The organism is Agrobacterium sp. B1(2019) (genome assembly GCF_008274755.1).
GTDB classification, from domain to species: Bacteria; Pseudomonadota; Alphaproteobacteria; order Rhizobiales; family Rhizobiaceae; genus Agrobacterium; species Agrobacterium salinitolerans.
In genome coordinates this window covers 677,326-698,770 of the sequence record NZ_VTPB01000001.1, presented here as the reverse complement: position 1 = coordinate 698,770, position 21,445 = coordinate 677,326, and the positions used below count along the sequence as shown (strand labels likewise).

General features: G+C 55.4%; 16 protein-coding genes and 1 pseudogene. 7 read left to right on the top strand and 10 right to left on the bottom strand.

Annotated elements, in window-relative coordinates:
• Positions 1-464 precede the first annotated feature (464 nt).
• Entirely contained in the window at positions 465-1,169 is a 705-nt protein-coding gene (locus tag AGR1_RS03335; protein WP_108081848.1) for a hypothetical protein, read from the bottom strand.
• A gap of 301 nt (positions 1,170-1,470) precedes the next feature.
• Entirely contained in the window at positions 1,471-2,439 is a 969-nt protein-coding gene (locus AGR1_RS03330; RefSeq protein ID WP_108081890.1) for an MBL fold metallo-hydrolase, read from the bottom strand.
• Between the two features lie 978 nt (positions 2,440-3,417).
• Between AGR1_RS03330 and AGR1_RS03325 the strand changes: the two are divergent.
• Positions 3,418-3,651, top strand: a pseudogene (locus AGR1_RS03325) (transposase); the annotation flags it as partial.
• 257 nt (positions 3,652-3,908) lie between these two features.
• Here the strand turns inward: AGR1_RS03325 and AGR1_RS03320 are convergent.
• A complete protein-coding gene (locus AGR1_RS03320; RefSeq protein WP_108081846.1) occupies positions 3,909-4,388 on the bottom strand; it encodes a carboxymuconolactone decarboxylase family protein in 480 nt (159 codons plus the stop codon).
• Between the two features lie 590 nt (positions 4,389-4,978).
• Between AGR1_RS03320 and AGR1_RS03315 the strand changes: the two genes are divergently transcribed.
• Positions 4,979-5,338 carry a response regulator gene (locus AGR1_RS03315; protein WP_149146175.1) on the top strand — a complete coding sequence of 120 codons (360 nt, stop codon included), beginning with the start codon at positions 4,979-4,981 and terminating at the stop codon, positions 5,336-5,338.
• Positions 5,339-5,348: 10 nt separating this feature from the next.
• Here AGR1_RS03315 and AGR1_RS03310 read toward each other — a convergent pair whose 3' ends face one another.
• The 3 genes from AGR1_RS03310 to AGR1_RS03295 all read right to left on the bottom strand — a co-directional run bounded on the left by AGR1_RS03310 (position 5,349) and on the right by AGR1_RS03295 (position 11,196).
• A complete protein-coding gene (locus AGR1_RS03310) occupies positions 5,349-8,240 on the bottom strand; it encodes a PAS domain-containing protein (RefSeq protein ID WP_149146174.1) in 2,892 nt (963 codons plus the stop codon).
• Positions 8,241-8,641: 401 nt separating this feature from the next.
• On the bottom strand, positions 8,642-9,835 hold the full coding sequence (locus AGR1_RS03305; protein ID WP_187772032.1) for a mechanosensitive ion channel family protein: 1,194 nt from the start codon (positions 9,833-9,835) through the stop codon (positions 8,642-8,644).
• Positions 9,836-10,417: 582 nt separating this feature from the next.
• A protein-coding gene (locus AGR1_RS03295; protein ID WP_246666603.1) for an IS5 family transposase occupies positions 10,418-11,196 on the bottom strand; the annotation gives its coding sequence in 2 pieces (ribosomal slippage) (positions 10,418-10,867 and positions 10,870-11,196; 777 coding nt in all).
• 291 nt (positions 11,197-11,487) lie between these two features.
• On the opposite strand from AGR1_RS03295, the gene AGR1_RS03290 reads away from it, so the two are divergent.
• The 4 genes from AGR1_RS03290 (at position 11,488) to AGR1_RS03275 (ending at position 15,300) form a co-directional block, all read left to right on the top strand.
• A complete protein-coding gene (locus tag AGR1_RS03290; RefSeq protein WP_210248732.1) occupies positions 11,488-11,916 on the top strand; it encodes a hypothetical protein in 429 nt (142 codons plus the stop codon).
• 167 nt (positions 11,917-12,083) lie between these two features.
• The gene (locus AGR1_RS03285) at positions 12,084-14,102 is read left to right on the top strand and encodes an ATP-binding protein (protein WP_149146170.1); all 2,019 of its coding nucleotides are present in this window, start codon (positions 12,084-12,086) and stop codon (positions 14,100-14,102) included.
• Positions 14,103-14,206: 104 nt separating this feature from the next.
• Positions 14,207-14,860 (top strand): response regulator, encoded by a 654-nt coding sequence (locus AGR1_RS03280; RefSeq protein ID WP_149146169.1) that lies wholly within the window; start codon positions 14,207-14,209, stop codon positions 14,858-14,860.
• A 68-nt stretch (positions 14,861-14,928) separates the two neighbouring features.
• Positions 14,929-15,300 (top strand): response regulator, encoded by a 372-nt coding sequence (locus AGR1_RS03275; protein WP_108082201.1) that lies wholly within the window; start codon positions 14,929-14,931, stop codon positions 15,298-15,300.
• Between the two features lie 212 nt (positions 15,301-15,512).
• Here AGR1_RS03275 and AGR1_RS03270 read toward each other — a convergent pair whose 3' ends face one another.
• From AGR1_RS03270 to AGR1_RS03260, 3 genes are all read right to left on the bottom strand, one after another.
• Positions 15,513-16,175, bottom strand: a complete 663-nt coding sequence (locus AGR1_RS03270; RefSeq protein ID WP_149146168.1) for a DUF2971 domain-containing protein — start codon at positions 16,173-16,175, stop codon at positions 15,513-15,515.
• Positions 16,176-16,199: 24 nt separating this feature from the next.
• Positions 16,200-16,448: a hypothetical protein gene (locus AGR1_RS03265; protein ID WP_149146167.1), complete on the bottom strand. Its 249-nt coding sequence runs from the start codon at positions 16,446-16,448 to the stop codon at positions 16,200-16,202.
• A gap of 236 nt (positions 16,449-16,684) precedes the next feature.
• Positions 16,685-17,977, bottom strand: a complete 1,293-nt coding sequence (locus tag AGR1_RS03260) for an epoxide hydrolase family protein (RefSeq protein ID WP_149146166.1) — start codon at positions 17,975-17,977, stop codon at positions 16,685-16,687.
• A 518-nt stretch (positions 17,978-18,495) separates the two neighbouring features.
• Between AGR1_RS03260 and AGR1_RS03255 the strand changes: the two genes are divergently transcribed.
• Positions 18,496-19,461, top strand: coding sequence for an alpha/beta hydrolase (locus AGR1_RS03255; protein ID WP_149146165.1), 966 nt, complete (start codon positions 18,496-18,498; stop codon positions 19,459-19,461).
• Positions 19,462-19,985: 524 nt separating this feature from the next.
• On the opposite strand, the gene AGR1_RS03250 is transcribed toward AGR1_RS03255, so the two are convergent.
• On the bottom strand, positions 19,986-21,341 hold the full coding sequence (locus AGR1_RS03250) for a hypothetical protein (RefSeq protein WP_246669625.1): 1,356 nt from the start codon (positions 21,339-21,341) through the stop codon (positions 19,986-19,988).
• Positions 21,342-21,445 lie beyond the last annotated feature (104 nt).

Here is a 21,445-nt window from a genome sequence, read left to right as displayed (position 1 = left end):
CACTCCTGACTAAGCATGCGGGTACGATCGGCAGCGCGATGCTGCCGTCGGTTGCCCGTTTCGGTTCTAGGTTGACGCGGCCACCAGGGCCTGCATGTCGCCGAGTTTACGCAAATGGGAGAAAGGCGGAAGCCCGTCCAACAAGACCCACCGTCCAACCGATTGAACGATCCCGCGACGGAAGAATGCGAAAAGGCATTGCAAACCCAGCAAACCGTCGTGTCATTCGCATCACCGACACCCGGCGATTTTTCTCAGGAATTGAAAATCGTTAGCGCAGACCTAGCCAGCGCAGCCGCATCATATTGCGGCGTGGAATTCCTCCGACCGGCGGAAGCAAGCTGAATTTTATGAAATAGAGGAGTCGGCCCGTTCAGGCGTGAGGGAAGCGTGACGGCAAAGTAGGCAAAGGGGTGTCAATTGTTGCTGCTTGACACTCCTTGTCCATTGAGGAACCTATTCGACTACGACGAGAGCGGGAGATCCATCACGCCAGCGCCAACGTCGACTGCGAACCTACCCGCGCACTTGGTCTGAGAACGCGATCCACCGGACGAGCTCAAGCATTCCCGGCACCCCGGCGGAAGGGATTGTGCAGAGAATCCAGAAGCGGGGCATTTCGGTTGAGCTGGTTGAGCATCCGCGGATCTGTTTATCTGCGGGATGCCTACAGGTCGCCACTCAAAAAGCCGCGTCCCACCTGAGCTGCCGTCTTTGAATATATCCTTGTCAAGGGCCATGGCGAAGTCTGCATGGATCGGATCGCAGAAGCCGATGAAAAGCATCCTTTGATGCCAGGTCGTGACAGCGGTGCTGTACTTGACTTCAATAAGCGCTAGGGTGCCATCCCAATGTGAGTGCTTCAGAGGGTTTCTATCCGCCTGAAGTGCTCGGTCCGAATAGGCGTACACCTCAGGCAGGAGAAAGAAGCTGTCGATTTCCCGGCAGGTATCCTGGCCATCCTCCCGCACCAGTTTACTTTCGGTGTTGATGGAACCGCTGTGATAGTCGCGACGATAGGCCTTCCCAACCACCTCAAAGCTTCTGTAGCAAAAGGCATTGCGGAATATAACAACCTCCATGGTACCCCTTACGTTGTCCGAACTACGAAGTTTCTGCATCCGCTCTCGCAGATCCATGGCGTACTCGCGGTAAGAAGTGGTGGTCATGGTGCTGCCCTTCGCTAGGTGATGTTAGGGACCGACGGCCCGAGTGCGATGGACAGGTTCCGCCGCTCCCGTCGGGGTCATCACGATCATAAGCGGACGGCGTGCACGTCCAAGCTATACATCCGTTTGCTTAAATTCCCCGACACGTGGTGACGAACAGCGACCAAAATGATGCGAGGTCCGGGCTTCCCCGAACCTCGCTGGATCAGTCGGATGCATGGGCAGGACGGTGCGTGCATCGTGGAGTACCGTCAGCCGTTTTAATGCAGGCGGCCCGTATTTTGGCGTCGACCGCTAGAGGTTAATAGTCCCAGAAGACCGGTACCCAACGAAAAGCTTTGCCGGAGACCGCCACTCGGCCGATAGAGGGGAACGGCAGATGGGTTGCCACCAGCAGCTCGCCCGTCGCCGCTAGTTCCCGCAAAAGATCAACGCGGACGCGGGCTGCCTCTTCAGGGTCGTGCTCGAAACCGTTATGCCACTCTGGTTGATCGAATCCGACCGGAAACACAGCGTCTCCGGCGAATGTTAACGCTTCACCACCGGACGCCAAGCGGATGACGCAGTGTCCTGGTGTGTGTCCGCCAGTGCGACGGGCAACTACCCCTGGTGCTACCTCGTACTCCTCATCAAACATCCGAAGCTGATTGTGGTATTCGTTCAGAAACCGCTTTGAGGTCGCCCTAAGCGCGTCCGGAAAACCCTGCGGCATATTCGTTTGGGAGAAATCTGGCGCTTCCCAGAATTTGACCTCAGAGGCCGCCACGTGGATCTTCAGGTCGGGGCGTAGCCGCTCCTTAACTCCTTCGACGAGAAGCCCGCCGATGTGGTCCATGTGCAAGTGGGTAAGCACCACGTCGGTTACGGATCCAAGATCGATATCCGCAGCTTCCAGCCGCTTTACCAATTGCCCAGCCCTCGGTAAGTGCAAGTCCGGGTCCAGCCCAAGTCCTGCATCGACGAGAATAGTCTGCGCGCCGCTACGCACCACCACCGCATTCAGCGGCCAGTCAAATGCATCTGGCGGAAGAAACATGTTCTCCATCCATGTCGCCCGCACAGCAGGATCGGCGTTGTGCCCCAACATCTGGGTGGGGAGCGGTAGCACTCCATCGCTGACTACCATAACGTCAATTTCGCCAATCCGCAGCGCGTAGCGCGACGGAACGAGCTCCTCGGTACCCGGTTTGCCGGGATGAAATGTGTTGTCCGACGGAATTTTTACCTGCTGCGGACCCGAGGTAAGGGTGTTGACTTCTGACTGCGACATGACGCACTCCTTTCTTGCGTGGACACTAGCCTGCCACCTTCCATCCGGTAGGACGCTGACTCGCATACGTGAGGTGTTTCCGCGCTCGAACCTATGTTCTGACGTTACCGAACCGAGCGCTTCACGGTGACGGCTGTCATCAATTTATGGTCGCCTTCAAGCGCCGATAATCCAAACTTAGGTTTATGTAGTTGCGCCTAATTGCACAGCACCTTCGCCTTCATTCCTCAAGCAGGCCGGATGCCGTTGAAGCCACGCACGACTAACCCTTGTTGCGTCGAAACGCTTCCACTCAGTCGCGCAGAGCTATGCCGACCCAAAACGACAAACCAACGTATAACTATTGCCGAGGCAGGCACGGGAGTATCTTGTGATCGTCGCCGCTCTGATCCCCCTCACTATCGGCGGCAAGCTCCGGTCCCGCCGCCTCCCCGGCCGGAGTAGCGGATCTCTTTCCGCTCAGGCCGTCCCTTAAGCCGGGGCGGCCTTCTTTTCGAGCGTTTGCCTGCTGGCGCAACTGGCGAATGCGATTACGCGCCATTACCCGGCTGATCTATAGGATACTTTCTTCGGACCTGAACCGGCCAAAGGGTAGGACTAGAAACATGGTATAGTGGTCGCAAATGCCGGAAACGAGTACGCTGTTGCCTGTACTGAAGGGCTCAGCCTTGGATTCCCTAGAGCTTCCTTAAGGTATGAACGCTATGAGAGGAAGCGTGCTCGTGGCGGATCCCTATGTCGACACGCTCGCTCCGCTTGTCACCAGGCTTCAAGTCGCTGCGTCGCAACTATCGATATGCCGAACGCTCGCGCGCACCACAGCAGCTTCGACGCGGCTAAGACCGGACTTCGTGCTCACGGAGCTGAATTTTCCTGATGGCACGCGTCGAAGTTCAACGGTAAGCGCGAATTTCTGTGCACCTTCTGAAGCACAGTGCTCTGATGCATGAAGTGTCCACCAAAACAGGTGGACACCAAATCATGGACGATACTCCTAAACTGCAGGTGCGGCTTGTTGGCCGCGACGGCCGCCGTCGATATGACCCTGCCTCCCGAGATCGGCTTGTCGCAGCGTGTTTAGAGCCCGGCGTTTCGGTTTCGCGTCTAGCTCTGGAGCACGGCGTCAACGCCAATCTCGTTCGCAAGTGGGTAAAGAGAGCCAAAGAAGCTCGTGCTTTACCTGCGGTATCTACGTTCGTTCCGGTTCAGATACGGGCCAACCTTCGAGCCGACGCCACAGGCCTGGTTTGCATCATACTCCGCTGATCGGCACTCGTCGCCCGGTTCCCTCCACGATCAGCCGTTCCAGGACCAAGTAGAAGGCCCTTTGATAACTGCATAGCAGCAAGGAATAGCCGTCGGTCTCGGGGCCAGTCACACGCGGCATCTTTGGCACCAAAGGGCGGGTAACTACAAAAACGCGAACAGACAACCGCGGGAGAAAGCGGCTGTCTGTAGTCGAGAACGCCTTATTCAAGCCCGGCCTTGTCGAGACCAAAGGCCTTATCGGCAGACCCAGGTACGGCTTTCACCGCGATGCTAACGCGGTTCCACGCATTGATCGCCATGACCTGGAACGTCAGGTCGGAGAGTTCCTTCTCCGAGAATTGCCCGCGAACCTTCTTATAGAGGTCTTCCGGAACGCCTCCGTCTGGCAGCTTCGTAAGCGCTTCAGTCCAGGCGAGAGCTGCGCGCTCGCGAGGGCTAAACAATGTCGAACCCCGCCAAGCGGCGACGTGGTGAAGGCGTAGCGGCCGTTCCTCGTGCATCCGCGCTTCTTTGGAGTGCATGTCCAGGCAGAAAGTGCACCCGTTGATTTGCGACGCCCTGATGTCGACCAGGTCCAAGATTGACTGCTCGATAGAGCCTTTTTTGATTTCATTGCTGAACGCCATCAGACCCTTGAAGGGCTCAGGTGAAAGTTGAGCGTAGTTAAGCCGCTGTGTCATGTTCTGTCGTCCATCTCAAAATATTTGTTTGCAGGGGAGCCCAACATTGTATGCGTTTTAGGCGTAGGGATGATGGTGCACATTAAAACCCTGTTGTAGCTATACGTCTGTTGGGGATGCGCGACGGCGATCTGAGTTCCGGTTGCCGCAGTCCACCGAATTACCACGCGATAAAAAGCAAAATTCCGAACCCAGCAACAACAATGGGCGCACCAAAGTGCTGACGCCGTGATGCGAAAGATATCGGAAAAGCTACAAGGCCAGGGGATCACCGAAATAGCTTCTGCCCCAGCTGGGCGGGTTGCCTTCGAGGTTTGGAAGAGAGTCCACGGCCGACAAGCAGCGACAAGCGAGGCGCGGCCATACAACCGATAATCTGCGATCAGGCAACACGTACGTCACCTCACGCATCGACAACTTGGATTGGATTTGAGCATTCGCCGCCGAAAGCTCCAAACGCTTCCATCACAACAAAGGGTTCCTTCCAAGGGGCCTATGGGGGCGCTTCACCCTCCCGCCTGCACCACCTTGAAGCAAACATGCCTCAACTGCCCAGACCGACACCAGATATTTCGCGGGAACGACCTAACATGCAGCACTCGCCACTGATCGCTGTTATCGATGACAAGTCCGTTCGGGAGTCTCTCCTCGATCTACTGGAAGTATTCCGCTACTCGGCAGTCACTTTCTCGTCGGCCCGCGAATATCTTGTGTCTCCTCGTCTTACCGACGCCGACTGCCTCCTCCTTGATATTTCAATGCCAGAAATGAACGGCGTCGAGCTCTACAACGAATTGAGACGGCGGAAAAATCAAATACCCGCCGTGTTCATGACCGGACATGCGCAGCACACGGTTATCAATGAAGCAAAACGCGCTGGCACATGCTTGTTCAAGCCATTCACCAGCAACGACCTTCGGTCGGCCTTAGAAACTGCGGTCAACTCCTAACGGAACGAACTCAGGCGGCATCTGCGACCTCGACCGTCGGCAATGTGAAGAAGAAAGTGGCCCCTCGCTCCGGATTGTTTTCGGCCCACAAACGTCCTCCGTGTGCCTCGACTATAGACCGGCAAATCGCCAGGCCCATGCCCATTCCCTCCCCTTTGGTCGTGAAGAAGGGTTCGAAAATTCGCTCAGGATTCTGGATACCCGGTCCGCTGTCTTTGATCGCAACCTGTAGCCATCCTTCCACCTCTTCGGCCGTGACCTCGATCAAGCGATCGTCTTGGCGCGGGTCCATTGCCTCCATTGCGTTCCGAACAAGATTTACCAATACCTGCTGGATCTGGACCCTGTCGAGTACCGCCTCGGGAAGATGCTCGCTAACGGACGCTTGCACCCGGACGCTTCGCCGTGCCGCCTCCTCGGCCATAAGTTCCCTTGCATCCGCGACGACCGCGGCGAGTGACGTTGTCGATTTGGCCTCGTTAGAGTGCCTGAACAGAGCACGTATTCTAGTCACGACAGCAGTCGCGGTGTTAGCACTTCTGATAACTCGGTCTAGTGCCCTCTGGGCGCGCTCCAGGTTCGGCGGGTCCGCGGACAACCATTGCTGGCAAGCATCAGAACTCGATAGCAGAGCCGCGAGCGGTTGCCCCACTTCGTGCGCGATCGAAGCCGTGAGTTCCGCCATGCTGGCAGCCTGGCTCGCACGAGCAAGATTTCTTTGTGCGAGGCCCAGTTCCTCCTGGGCACGGATCAAATCGTCGATATCCAAGCAGACACCATTCCATTGTACGATTTTGCCCTCCTCGTCGAGCATCGCCGCCGATCGAGTTTCAACCCAGCGGTAGGTGCCGTCAAAACGTCTCAGGCGGTGTTTCATTACGTAAGGAATGCCCGTGGAGAGCGACCGAGCATAGCGCTCCCTTACCGCCGGAAGATCGTCAGGATGAATGATGGCCGCGAGCGTACCCTCCAGTCTCGTAGGGCCGATGTTGTCCTTGTCCTCGATATTGAAACCCAGGAACTCACGAAGCCTCTGGCTTCGGTAGATTGGCTTCCCTTCAGGAGTGCTGCAATAAATCAAAGCAGGAAGGGTCTCGACGAGGCGTTGAAGAGATCTTTCCCTTTCTCGCAGCGACTGCTGCACTTTCATCTCGTCGTCCACGTCGATCGTCATGCCGAACCATTCGGAAATCTCACCGTCTCGGGCGCGAAGAGGCTCGAACCGACCGTCGGTCCAGCGATAGGACCCGTCCTTATCCAGTCTACGGTAGCGTACGGAGAAGGGCTCACCGCCCCTTGTGCCCCGTTGCATATGTTCTGCGACTTGAGCGACTTCATCGGGATGAACGCGCGACAATACGGCCGCCGCCAATTCATCGCGGGTCGTGATCGGACGGCCTAGGTCCTCGAGATACCGCTGATTGATGTAGGAGAGCCTGCCATCTGGTGTCCAGCTACATACGTGTACCGGGAACGCGCCGATCAGCCGCTGGAGATGCCATTCGCTACGCTGCAGTGCTTCCTCCGCGTGCACCTGATCATCAATGTCGTGACACAACCCGTACCATTGTGTGATCCGGCCCTCTCGGTCACGCATCGCCACGGCTCGACTCGACATCCATCGGAATGTTCCGTCTGAACGCCGCAGTCTGTACCTCGATTCGAAGCTATCGCCCGTGAGTAGCGATTGTTTCAAAAGATGCTCGAAAAAGGCTTGATCATCGGGATGGATGGCCAGATTTATCATTGCGTCTAGACGACTTAGGCCAGCCTTCTCGATTTGCACGACGTCGGTCCCGAGATACTCAACCATTCGCGTGTTGAAGAAGTTCGGCTCACCATCCGGTCCGAGTCGCCAGATGTTGCTCGGCACCATGTTGATCAGTTGCAGGAGTTCGCGCTCACGGTCGTTGAGCACCTCCATGGTTTTACGCTGTACGTCGATGTCTATCGATGTCCCATACCAACCGACAATGTTGCCGCTTCTGTCCCGAACACAACGAGCCGCGCTACGCGCCCAAGCAAACCCGGTTTTTCGCCGAATGCGAAACTCGGCGTTGAAAGGGTCCCCAGTGCCGAGAGATCGCAGCCAGTTCTCAGTCACTTCGTCGCGTTCATCGGGATGGAGGAGTTTTGCCCAGGCAGATACGCCGTCGGCAATCGATTCATTTAGCTGCTCCGGCGTGACGCCGAGCGTCGTCTGCGCGAACATGGGCAGGTATATCCACCTTCCTTCGGCGTCAAAGGCCCAGCCGTTCCCGAAAAGGTTCTCGATGTTTTTCGCCGCAGCGACGGGTTCGGTGACCTCAGGAGGCGCGCTGTCGGACCACGCAATCCGATCTCCCGAGGTATCAAGTTCATCAACTTCGACCGCAGACTTGCCTCTTGGTTCTGACCTGATTTTACTCCACCGAACGTTCCCGTCAGGTTTGCGCACGCGCAGGCTGATGACCTGTGTAACATCGGTCCAGAACGCGCGCGAAGAGGCGAACGCAGCAGCCTCCCGATCGGCTTCATGGATCATGACGCCAGTACCAATCTCGCTCGCATCTTGTCTCGACTTCCCCGGTGCTGTCAGGGGGCGTGCGTGCGGTGTGACCGTTTCTCCCGCCGCGAAAGCAATAGCCCTAGCGACACAGAGGGTGGCCGCGCAAAGTATCGTGAACGATATTGCCTGCTGCCTTATTACTCCATGAAACAGAACTGCCGTCGTAGCGAACACGATCAAGCCAGCGAAGAGCAGTACATTCGCGACCTTTAAGTCACCCCCGCGAGCAAGAAGTAGAACAATTGTGAAAAGCGGTAGGAACCCCAGGATCGACGAACCAAACCATGACGTGATGATCCCGATCGCCAGGGCCACTACGAGAAGGAAGATGTACTGTACTTTTCGAATGATCATTCCAGCCTCTATGGCGCGCAACACAAGCCGACCGGGCGCGGAAGCGTATCTTTGATTGAAAACTACCTAAAACTGTCAAAGCAGCGACCGCAAGCGCTACCGCCGCTGTCACTTCACCGAGTATCACTTTATCGTCAATTGTGGAGTGGCACACCAATAGGCTCTAAAGCGGCCACCCTTGGTAGCGCGGCGGCGAGAAAATCAACAAATGAACAAACCGCTGGCAGCAGGCCATCTCTGTAAGACATGAGCGCGCTCATCCGAGCGTCGGCGGCGATCGAGCCCGGCAGTGTCTGGGGGTGTCTCCCCTCCCTGTTCTCCTCTCGGCAAATGTAGCCTAGAAGCGGAGCGATACCGAGGTTTGCGCATGCTGCCTCTCCACCGGCTAGTCTGTGGAGCCTTTAAGAGGCCACAGAGAAGCCTGAACCTGTGGAGGACTCGACGAAAATCGAAGTTCGGTCGATTTCGTATACCGTAACCCGCGTGATCGCCTGGGCTTCGGTATTCCGCGCGAGCTGATCTTGCGGCTCCAAAGTGCCAATAGAATCTCCTGCGGCAAGTCGAATGCTCTCATCGTCAGATCCGCGAACCTCAACGACACCCGTCCCAATTAAAGCAAAGCGGTTGGCTAACTTTTCACCGGCCTCATATGATTTCCACACAGCTGAAGCAAGTAACCTGTCCCGCTCTTCCGGCTTCAAGTGGGAAAATTCGGTGCTCGCTTCGAGTAGTGAGTCAACGGGTTGTATATCTTTCTTTGGCGATATGTCTTGCACGGCCTGTGTCGCGGGGGGAAGCGAGAGGGAGATATTGTTCGCGATACAATGTCGGTAGACAAGATCGACAACTTCGTTACGCGCCGAAACCCGCTGGGACGGACTCCTTACTTGAAATAGAAGTTGAATTTCGATTGCGGCACCATTGATGCCAACGAGCGAGACTATCGGCGGGGGATTCTGCACGATAGTATTGCAGCCTTTTACTACCTCTTGCATGACCGCAAGGACGAGGTGCGGTAATCGGTTTGGCACGATGTTGATGGGCAGTACAATCTGATGGGTTTCGTCCGGCTTGCTGACATTGGTCAGGCTCTGCTTGGCGAGTACGCTGTTCGGGAGAACAACGACGTTATTTGCGCTCGTCAATAGATAAGTTGATCGCCAGTTGCTTGCGATAACCCTTCCTTCGCTTCCGTCTCCGAGCAAAATCCAGTCGCCGATAGCGTACGTCCGACCCAGCGTAAGCGCCACGCCTGAAAACACGTCCCCTAGCGTATTTTGCAACGCTAAGCCGAGGATGATCGCGACCACCCCCGAAGTTGCGAGCAGCGTCGCGATTGGCACCCCGAACACAAATGCTAGTATCGAAAGGAGGACACCGAGGTAGACCATGGCAACTAGGAGATCTTGTACAAGTCTCGCTTCCCGTGGTCTGTGTTCGAGCACGATATAAATCCGGACAAATCCGATCGTGGCCCAAGAAAGGTGTATCCACCACAAGACCTTGGCGGACACCAGCAGCGCGCTATTTTCGTCAAAATGAGGCGCTTCGAACCGGAAGGGAACCACATTAGCGAGATGAATTGTCAGCGACATGCCGATAAAGCATATTATCTGCATTATCAGCCGCTCTGTCGGCCGATTTCGGCCTTGGAGGTGCCATAGGATTATTCCCGCTGCACCAAGGACAACAGTAGTTATGACTAAGAGGTACACATGTTGCGGCATTGCGGCGGCACCTATCAGATAATCGCGCCACTTGGCAGGCAAATTTACCTACCCTGAGGTATCGCGTAGAGTTTCCGAGGAGGCTATAGGGAAAATTTTAGCGGGGGCAGCTATCCATTTGGTAGGGTGCTGCGGTCAAAAACCCGGATCAAACCCACCTCACGAAGCGATGCATCTCACAACAACTTCATTCGCTAGGAATGCTTAATCGTTTCTCTCCCCAACCGTCAGGAGCGCGCCTATCGTGAAACGGAGGCTGACATCGCTTTGTCACGACGACTTGGGCAGGGTACGTATCACATGCGCATTCGCCAACAGGATGCAGTTGGCGATGATCCTAGATCTGCCGGTAGATCGAATCTGGGTTCGCCCTGGGCCAGCGCCGATACAGGGTTGTCTTTGCGACCCCTGACTGTAAAGCGACGCCTTCCATCGTGACTTTTTCCGCGCCTAGGGCGCGGACTCGTTAAATGATGCAATCCATATCCTTATTGCTGCGAGCTTGAGTGCTGCCAGATAGTTGTCGGCCCGGCGGTCATATCTTGTGGCAAGTCCGCGCATCTGTTTGATACGATTGAAAAAACGCTCGACGTGGTTGCGCTGACGATAGACCCAGCGGCTGAAGCTGAAGGTCTGTTTGCGGTTGGCCTTGGCGGGAATGTTTGCCCAGCATTTCCGTTGCTTGGCAAAGCGACGGATCGCGTCGGTGTCATAAGCCTTGTCCGCAAGAAGCGTCGCACCGGGCCGCAATCCGCTCAGCAACTTTTCCGCCATGGGAGCGTCGGCAGCCTGACCTGCGGTCAGCTCCATACGAACAGGCCGCCCATCGGCATCCACGAGCGCATGGATTTTGGTGGTCAGGCCGCCACGGGAACGTCCCATGCAAGGATCGGCAGAGCCCCCTTTTTAGCGTTGGCACCGTGCTGGTGAACGCGAACGCACGAGCTGTCGATCATCACGATGTCACCCGCATAACGCTTTGACACGGCATCAAGAAGTTGATCCCAGACACCTGCCTTTCGCCAGCGAGAGAAGCGATTGTAGAGCGTCGTTCGCGGGCCATAGCGCTCGGGCACATCGCGCCAGGACGAACCCGTCCTAAACCGCCAAAGGATACCATTGATCACCCGGCGGTCATCAACGCGTTTCACTCCACGGCTCTTGGTGGGAAGCAGCGGCTCGATGACGGCCCATTCTTCGTCGCTCAGTTCGTGACGGCGCATGACGATCTCCCTTCAAGGGGAGTGAATCATAATCCGCTCGCCACATGAACCCCGTTTATGGGGACGCGTCCTAGTTCCCGCGCCAGGCGTAATGCCGCGTCGCGTGCTTTTTCGCTGATTTCCTCCCTGCGCGGTCGGCCTGCTTGTTTAGTCTCTCCCACAGCTACCCTCGTCAGATACATCTGAACCCACTTTATAGGTATTCAACGGTTTCGCAACGGGGCGTATCGATTTCATATTGCACCGCTACGTATCGTATCGTATTATATCAACATATCATGCATGGAGACCATGAGTATGATCGGACAATCCGTCGTCAAATGGGATGCCTATGACAAAGCGCGTGGCGCATTTCGCTATCCCTCAGATTTATCTCTGCCGGGCATGCTTCACGTCAAGGTTCTACGAAGTCCTCGGCCGCACGCGCGGTTGGCTGCAATCGAAGTGAAGGATGCGCTTTCTTCGACAGGAGTGGCTTGTGTCCTTACCGGACGCGACATTCCGGGCATCAACAGGTTTGGTCTCGTGACGCCTGATCAGCCGGTGCTGTGTGAAGAAATTGTTCGTTTCTGTGGAGACGCAATTGCGATCGTTGCGGCCGAGACTGAAGCACAGGCGCGGTCAGCACTTTCTAAGATCGAGGTGAAATATGTCGATCTCCCACCACTATTCGATCCTCGCAGGGCGCTCGAGCCGACGATAACAAAGGCGTCGCCGATCCGCTGAAGGAGAAAAGAGAGCACAAGCTTCTAAATCTGCTGGTGACCCTCACTCGGAAAATACTTTGCGGCCGTTCTAGCGGACGCCATGCTCAGGGGCACAAAAGATACCGCAGGTTTCAGAAAGGCGAGCTGTTTGGTCGAAGTTTATCGTTGAGGTTGATCAGAAATTTTATGCTATCGGCAATCCAACAAAACGACCTTTTTGACTCGCAGATCGCGGAGGCGGTCAGCGAGTGCGTAGTCGTCTATGATCAATTTGGACACATCGTCTACTGGAACCGGGCGGCTGGTCTGCTTTACGGGCGGTCTCAGCCCGAGGTAATTGGCAAGAGCATTCGAGATGTCTTCATGGACACAGGTGCTAATATTAATTGGACGGAGCTGAAGAGGGTTGGCTTTTGGGAAGGAGTGGTCCACCGTACCGACCGTGATGGTATGCCAGTGCTTGTGCACATTAGTGTGCGGACGGGTCGGGATCGCAACGGCAACACCGATAGATATATTGAGTGCGGTTCGATCGCCGACACCAACAATGTCGAACGGCAACCCGTTGGTCTTCAAAAGGATTGGCTCGCCGTTTGGCGCATCGATGCCTCGTTCGCTGCGACAGCGCTTGATCAGATTGCAAGACGAGTGGGACCAGAGCTTACTAAACTGACAGACGAGGATATCGCACTCATCGCCGAGCATCTTCACGTCATTGATCTGAACGCGACCGCCGCGAAATTGTTCGCCGGAGACGAGATGGCCAAAGCGACCGTAGGCGGAAGTGCGTATGCCTCTTGGCCGAAGAAGCATCAGGATAGATTGCTTCAGATGACAATCAAGATGCTTTCGGGCCAAGGTGCTGATCAGATGATTATTAGGGAAGCGGTAGATAAAGACGTTCTCGCAGTTTGGCGTGACGGCTCGAGGTATGCAAATACCATCTTGGCATGCATTCAAGGCTCCTTACGCGATTTAGAACCCTACTGGGACCTGGCTGCCAGTGAGCAGCGGTATCGGACTCTAATAGACAATGTGCCACTTCCGGTTTGGCAGGTAGACGCCCGGGTAATGACGGGCGTCATTGAGCGGCTGAAGGCTTCAGGTGTGACCGATATAAGCGTCCACCTCCGAGACCACCCCAATCTGGTTGCATTCGCGAGCGAGGCGGTCGTTGTCACGGACGTGAACGAGAGCGCGATCAAACTCTTTAAGGGTTCTTGTAGAGAGGACTTTATAAGCGATGTGAGATATCTTTTCGCTGGCACTCCCGAAGCCGGAGCGCGGGTCGTCATGGCCCATTTCGAAGGCGGCCGCAACTACAGCGAGGAAATGAAAATCCGCACATTCGATGGAGAACTTAGAGACGTCCTGTTTTACGTCACCTTTCCACAGTTTCCGGAGAAGCTCGACAAGACGCTGATCATAATGATCGATGTGACGGAGCAACGTCGGCTTGAACGGCAATTTCGAAAAATCGAGGCGGACCTCGCCCACGCTGCACGCATCTCCGTTCTCGGCGAGCTCGTAACATCCATAGCACATGAAGTCAGGCAACCGCTCTCTGTTGTAGCTACGGATGCCGAGACGGCACTTCAATGGTTGATGAGAGATGACTCAAATCTTCCGAAGCTGCGGGCAATTATTGGGCGTATCCAGAAAAATGCGCACCGCGCGAACCAAGTTATCAGCCGAATAAAGGACATGGCGGTCAAAACAGAACCCTCACGCGCGCTTGTGAATGTGAATGATATTATTCGGGAAGCGGTGCTTCTAGTGCAACCTGAGAGCATGGCGCATCGAATTTCGATTACCATGCGGCTGCAGGGTGAACTTCCACAAATTGTGGGTGACCGGGTGCAGCTACAACAAGTCATAATAAATCTGCTCATCAACAGTATCCAGGCGATCGCGACAAATGGGAACTCCCTACAAGACATTGTTGTCGAGACAACTGGAGATCGTGATGAAGGCGTTCAAATATCTGTACAAGATACAGGTGGAGGCATCGCACCCGACGACATCGACGAGATCTTCGACGGATTCTTCTCTCGCAAGGCCGAAGGGATGGGAATGGGTCTAGCAATATGCCGCTCCATCATCGCAAATCACGGAGGCACGATCACTGCTCGGAACAACGGCACCGGCGCGCAGTTTACTGTAGCTCTGCCCCTGCCCGCACAAGTGGAAAGCGAGCCGGGTTAACCGTGACTCGGGCCACATAGCAAACGTTCGTTTACTTGCCCAATGAAGCGGTGACGATAGAATGAAGCTTGGACCTGTAGTCTATTTCGGTTGGAGGACCGCTTATGGCATACGCTGCTGCCCGCGACCCTAACGCTGCTTGTTCGACCCATCAGGTCGTGCACATCATCGAAGACGATGAGTTGTTTCGATCGTCCCTGTTGGACCTTTTCCAAGCTAATGGGATAGAGGCCGAGGCCTTCGCAGACGCGGCAGCGTTCCTTTCCCGAGTGTCTCGCGACACGAGCGGTTGTCTTTTGGTTGACATCCGCTTGCCAGGTGTCGGCGGAATCGACTTCCGAAAGCAGCTCAAAACATCAGGTTACGATCTCCCCGTGGTATTCATGACAGCCTACGGCGACGTGGCCACCAGTGTCGTCGCGATGAAAACGGGCGCTGTCGATTTCCTCCAGAAGCCGCTCCTGACCCGCGAACTTCTTGATGCAGTAAACGCTGCTTTCGCCATCGACCTGGAAAATCACCCAAAACGTCTGTTTCACCATACGGTCAGGGCGCGCGCTGCGAACCTGACGCGGCGGGAGAACCAGGTAATGCGCCTTGTAGTGTCGGGTCTGATGAACAAGCAAATAGCCTTCGAACTAGGGATTAGTGAAATCATGGTCAAACTGCATCGCGGCAGCATGATGCGGAAAATGCAGGTAACCTCCCTCGCCGAACTCGTTCGGCACTCAGTCATTCTTCTGGATTCGACTGAATAACATCGCTCCTCCATAAACAGATCACCGCGGGGACAGGACCTCATGGTCTATACTGGGATTTTAGTTTAATGCAGCACACAACAAGCAAAACGGTGGCTATCGTGGATGACGATCAGTTCCTGCTGGAGTCATTGCACGACTTCTTCGATGCGATGGGAATCGAAAGCTGGACCTACAATTCTGCGGATGAATTTCTAAACTCCGGTGATATTCCGCGCGTACACTGTGTGCTCGCCGACGTAAAGATGCCGGGCACTAGCGGGCTTCAGCTACTGGAACAACTTGGGAAGCAGAACGGGCCTCCGGTCTGCTTGATGACCTCGTTTGCGGATGATCGGACCAAGCGAGCGGCTGAGAGGGGCGGTGCCATTGGGTTTCTCGAAAAGCCGATTAGCCCAGCAGCACTTCTCGCATTGATTTCATCGTCCGGAGGACAATAGGAAATGAGTTCGCAGCAAGTTAGTCATTTGCCGGTTCTCGACCTCAACCCACAAGACGGTCCTTACTTGGCCTTACGATGAAGAGACAAAGGATGCCAAATCGACCAATAGTCTCACGACAACTTATGGCTGCCAACTGTAACCTTTCATTCAGTGGCTCGTTGCCATCTTATGAACGTTGTCAAACCGGGAGGCGCGCGGAGCTGGCGGCCTCAAATGTCGTGTATATCGAAGGTTGAGGCCATTCTTTGAGGGGTCGCACGCTGCAGCCCAGCATGCGGGTACTTTCGCGTCAGGATGTCGCGAGTATCTTCGATGGTAGCGCTCGAAGCCTTCGCACCAACTATAACTGCGGTGACTGCTTCGGTCGGGAACGACCGTAGATGAGTCTTGTCTTGGCCAATGTCGATGGTCTTCGCGATCTGTTTCATCGCGCAGTTAATGCGCCATTCCCGTTCGTACGCCCAATCCGTGCCTTTTGATGACAACGCCGCTTGTAGATCATCAAATAGCTCGTCATTCTGCTCATCCAGATGCTTGCTCTTCTGCAGCTTCGACTTTCCCTTTTCTTCCATAAACCAAGGGTGGGCAGTGTCGAAGGCAACGACTACACCAGTGTGATTTCCGCCGTAGTGAGCCCACATGGCAGCGATGTCGTAGCGTTCGGATGAGAAGCACATAAGGATCGAGCCAATTTCGGTCAGGAACTCTTCTGGTGTCTTGATCATGCCAATACCACCCAAGAACTTGTCGACAAACTCGCTCATCTGGCTGCGCATGACATCTTCGAGAGACATGCCGAACTGTTGCCGAAACATCTCCTTAGCCTGAGCGTAAGGCACCTGAATGCCGTGTCCGGCGAGTTTTGATTGCAACTTTTTCTCTATGTATTCTGGCGTCTACATGGCACTGATTGCGCCCTGCATGATCTTGATAAGCTTCGGACCTGCAAAGCGCCGAAACGTTTTCTGGACCTCAAAGCTGTCATTCGTGTCGAGGAGATGCGTAAATCGAACCATGCCCTGTTCAAGAACCCCATCGATACGCTCCGCCACCATATACTTATAAAGAGTTGGCGGCGGTGGTTCGGAAAGCTTGGGGTCTTCGGGATCGAAGAGATCTGGAATGGCGGCACTGGGATCAGACATTATCGCTCTCACGAAACAGCTTCTTAATCCAGTATTTCAAGGTCGCCTTTGATGACGCAATGGCTTTGCGAAGTTCGATAATCTAGAGGAGCTCCTGCTGCAAAAAGCCCCTAACCTCCGATTTCGTAAACCTTAAACCGCTAAACGCTAGCGCCACCCAGCGACTGTCAGACCCTGGTCAGCGATCGATGCGTTGGAGGCAATGCTCAGCCCCGAACCGTACGGGTACCTATCCGTCATCTCATGGCTGAGAACGCCTTTCTGAGTTCAGTGGCGAAGGTCTCCGGCTGTTCCCACGCAGCGAAGTGGCCACCGCGTGGTGCCGTGCTCCAGTAATAGAGGTTTGGCCAGGCCGCTTCAGCCCATGAACGTGGCGTACGATAGAACTCTCTCGGAAAGATCGTTGCTGCCATAGGGAGATCAATTCGACCCGCCGAGTAGTTGGAAAAACCGGTTCTGAAGACCTCCCAATAAAACCGCGCTGATGAACCAGCTGTGTTGGTGAACCAGTAAAGGGAAATATCGTCGAGCACCGCATCGATCGACAGCGCATCCTGGATGTTTCCATTATTATCAGACCAAGCTTGCAATTTTTCATAGATCCACATGGCTTGGGCTACAGGTGAGTCAGCCAATCCGTATGAAAGGGTTTGGGGCCGGGTTCCCTGCTGGAACGCGTAGGCGGAACCTTCGCGGCTGAGAATTGACATGTCCTCCAGCGCCTTTTGCTCTTCCGCACTTGGTTCGACTGGCGGTTCCATGGGGAACACGAGGGGGAGGTTCACATGCGCGGCGATAAGCCCGCTCGGTTTGCGCTGCGCCAGACGATGCGTAATCAGCGAACCCCAATCTCCGCCCTGGGCGACCCAACGGGTATAACCAAGCCGTTGCATCAATAAGCCCCAGGCGTCAGCAGTGCGCTCGGCATTCCAGCCGGAGCCGGAAGGTCTGTCTGAGAATCCAAAACCGGGAATTGATGGTATTACAACATGAAATGCATCTTCCGCCCGGCCATTATGCGACGTCGGATCCGTGAGAATTTCGATCGTGTCAAGAAACTCAACCACCGATCCGGGCCACCCGTGCGTCATAATGATTGGGAGGGCGTTCTGATGTTTGGACTTCACGTGGATGAAGTGAATGCCCAAACCATCTATTTCAGTACGGAATTGCGGATACTTGTTGATGCGGGATTCGAATATTCGCCAGTCATAATGTCTAGCCCAATAATCCACCAATGCTTTGGCATCATGAAGCGTGGCACCTTGGCTTCGATCACCAACCGTCTCCTGGTCGGGCCACCGCGTGCCAGCCAACCTGCTCTTTAGATCATCAATAGCCGCCTGCGGAATCTCAACGGTGAAGGGCGTGATTTGGGATGAGGCTCTCGGCAGAGTGAGGCCGTCGGAGCTCGCTAACATCGTATTGGGCGCTGTTAACGTCGCGCCTACAGCTGCGATGCCGCCGAGAAACCTCCTTCGGCTCTGTGAGTTCAAGGCATTCCGATCGGTAACGAGCTGATGGTGCATCGAATTTAATCTCCGAGATATGACACATGCTGAAATGGGGCATGACAGGCGGTCTGGTTTATCGACCTTGGCAACGTACCCTCTCAGCAGCTGGAATTTAGTGACGTCGGAGGGAAATCATTAGACGGATCACGGACACAAGACTTGTGCCTACCGGGCGTACCCTGCCCTCCGCCTCCGTCGACGGCTCGGCGTTGATTTGTACTGGAGGCCGTGAAATTGGCGTTGGACGCGGCGCTGTCGAAAGCCTCTTGGGCATTGACTGGAGAAATGGGTCCAATCCCTCCTTTCCCAATCAATTTGCGGCAGCCCCAGCCCTTAGCCGCTTAATAACTCTTCAAGAAGATCTGCAAACCTGTAGATCAACTGAAATTATTCTATGTCGTATAAACCTTGGGTATCCACCAAACGCACGTATAGTTCCTCGAGCCAACCCCAGCCGCTAGCCTAAGCTGTCACGATGCCCCTGAACCCTGGGCATGATCGTGGCGTATTGGCTATCGAACGGAGAAGCTGAAATGACGAAGGAAGAACTGATTACAAGCCGTCGCAAGGTCATGACGGGAAGCGTTTCGCTCGCCGCCGCAGCGGCGGTCGGATCAAAGGCTGCAGCTGCTGAACCGGCAAAAGGATCGCAGAGCGTAGTGGGCGAGGCTGGCTATGTCACCACCAAGGATGGCGTGGATATTTTCTACAAGGATTGGGGACCACGGGACGGTCAGCCCATCGTTTTCCATCACGGGTGGCCTCTAAGCAGCGACGATTGGGACAACCAGATGCTCTTCTTCATGAACAAGGGCTATCGGGTAATCGCGCACGACCGCAGAGGACATGGCAGATCGAGCCAAGTTAGGTACGGGCACGACATGGACCATTATGCCGCGGACGTAGCAGCCGTTGTCGAACATCTCGATCTCCGGCAAACCATTCATGTTGGCCATTCGACCGGCGGCGGCGAAGCCACTCGTTACACCGCCAAGCACGGCAAAAACCGCGTTGCCAAACTCGTACTCATTGGTGCTGTCCCCCCGCTTATGGTGAAGACTTCCGGCAACCCCGGCGGCCTTCCAATCTCGGTATTTGATGGCTTCCGTCAGGCGCTCGCCGCCAATCGGTCGCAGTTCTACTTTGATGTCGCGAGCGGTCCCTTCTACGGTTTCAATCGCGAAGGCGTGACCGCATCTGACGCCATGATCCAAAACTGGTGGAGACAGGGCATGACTGGAGCGGCTAATGCCCATTATCTCGGCATCAAAGCTTTCTCCGAAACTGATTTTACGGAAGACCTCAAGGTTATCTCGGTTCCGACGCTCGTGTTGCATGGTGACGACGACCAGGTTGTACCCGTGGCTGACTCAGCTGAATTGTCCGCGAAGCTCCTCAAAAAGGCTACGCTCAAGATCTACAAGGGCTTGCCACACGGAATGGCTACAACTCATGCCGATATCATCAATGCCGACATCCTGGATTTTCTGAAGACATAAGAAGGCTAGTGGGGGTGCTCGTGCGAGCACCCCCACTGTCGATAGCGGCCTAGAAATGTGACTTACCTGCCGAAAGACTTATATTCGGAGCATCCATCGTCTATTCAGGTGGCGGGCGCGAGCGACTTCGCAAGAGCGACCACACGCACTGGGAACGTAATCGCCGATTAACGGCCTAAGCTTCCCGCCTGACGCTCAACTCCCTGCGCGCGTACTATAGAGATCACCGTGGCTGAACTAATATCGGACCTCTTGCTCCTCGCTTCAGCGGATCGGCCGGATGAAGCGCGATGGCAAACCACAAACAATCCAGCTAGTCGAAAACCATGGACCGCCTAGGCTGAAGGCGGTGGCAGCCGCAGCGAGCAGCAGGCGGCGCAGTCCCGCCACCGCCTTCAAGCGAAGTACGAAAGCGATGGTACGGTGCTCGCAGGATTTCATCTGCCGATGGCCCTCGACTAGAGCTCGCATGGGCGTCGATAGGAGCAAAATTGAGATCAGCCGCTTCGCCGGACTACTCGCGGTCACATATAGCGCGAGTAGTCCGAGCTCACCTTGTCGTCACCTACGTATTTCAACACCTCGCCGACCTTCCTGGCTGCCCTGATCGGCACCGGCAGCTTTTGGTTCATCTGGGTCGAGTTCCAGTTGATCTTGGTCAAGGAGAGGGCCTCCTTAGCAATCTGTTCGACCGTGTTGTCACTGGATTCGTGGGGGCAAATGAGTAGCGGTCGGGGATCGTAGGTGCCCGGATAGGTACCGTAGTACGGAATGCTACCGTTCGTATACAGCAGACCCTTTCCGTCGAGCTCGACGAATGTGCCGCGCATTACAGGATAGTTGCCGTCGCGGAGCACCTTCATAGCCGTCCGCTCCTGAATCCAGACCAGGTCCTTCATCTCGATCGCGGATTCGGCAAGCGCCTCGGTGATCCCTTCCGCCTCCTCCTCACGGAAGCGCGACGTCTTGTAGACAGCGACACGGGCGGGGTAGTTCCGGTGGTGGGCCTTATAGGCAGCAAGCACTTCTAGGATCAAATCACGGGCATCATCCCTGGTCATGTAGGGATGCCGCCCCCTACTCTCAGTTTCTGCGCGCTTACCCTTCAGGATAAAGCCGCGGCCACGCTCGTCGAACATCTGCGCCGCGCTCGTGAACAGGTCCTTCCCGCCAGCCTCCCGATAGAAGCTCACGCCGATGTAGCAGGCGGTGAACTCACCTAGATGAGGCATCCGCCGCCACGGTATGCGCCCAGTCCCCTTGTAGTACAGCGATGTCATCAGGTTCCAGATGACATCGGCGTCGTCTTGAGTGTTGCGTTCGCTGTCTTCCTTGATCTTTTTCGGGATTGAGGCCTTCCCATCAAAGACATCCTCCCACACGATCTGGGTCGGAAAGCTCAGATGCATCGACTTTGCCTTGAGGAGCCCGCGGAAATTCAGGACGTCTGCCCGCTCGACGGCATCTGTTTCACTGCCATCGCTTGCGTCGGGCCGGGCGTTCCACACCCTTTCGATCAGGGAAACAGGGAGGGCTATGACAGCAACGTCCGGGCGATTTCCACTCTCGTCGATTGCTTGGAGCTCCTTGAATATCTCGTCGACGGCCATTTCGATGGCCTTATCGGTGTATGGCTCCCTCTTGATTTTGTCGATTTTCGACTGAGGGATGGCAGCGGTCGCGCGCTCATCCACTTCGAACTTGCATCTATAAGGATTCTGATTGCCCAAGCCGGGGAAATCAGGGTGCATATTCGGATGCTTCTCACCGTTTCCAGCGACGCCCCCGGCGACAGTGCCCATGAAGCGTTTGGCGTCTTCGACGGTCTTGGCGCTGCCGACCACGGCGATCTTGATGGTGTCTCCGACAGGGGTCTGCAACGGTCCGCCAACAACGAGACCGCGCCTCGGATCGGTGTTGTGGTGGTTATCGCCAAACTCGAGGTGCGGCTCTTGAAATATCGTGGTTCTAGGACGCGTCCCCA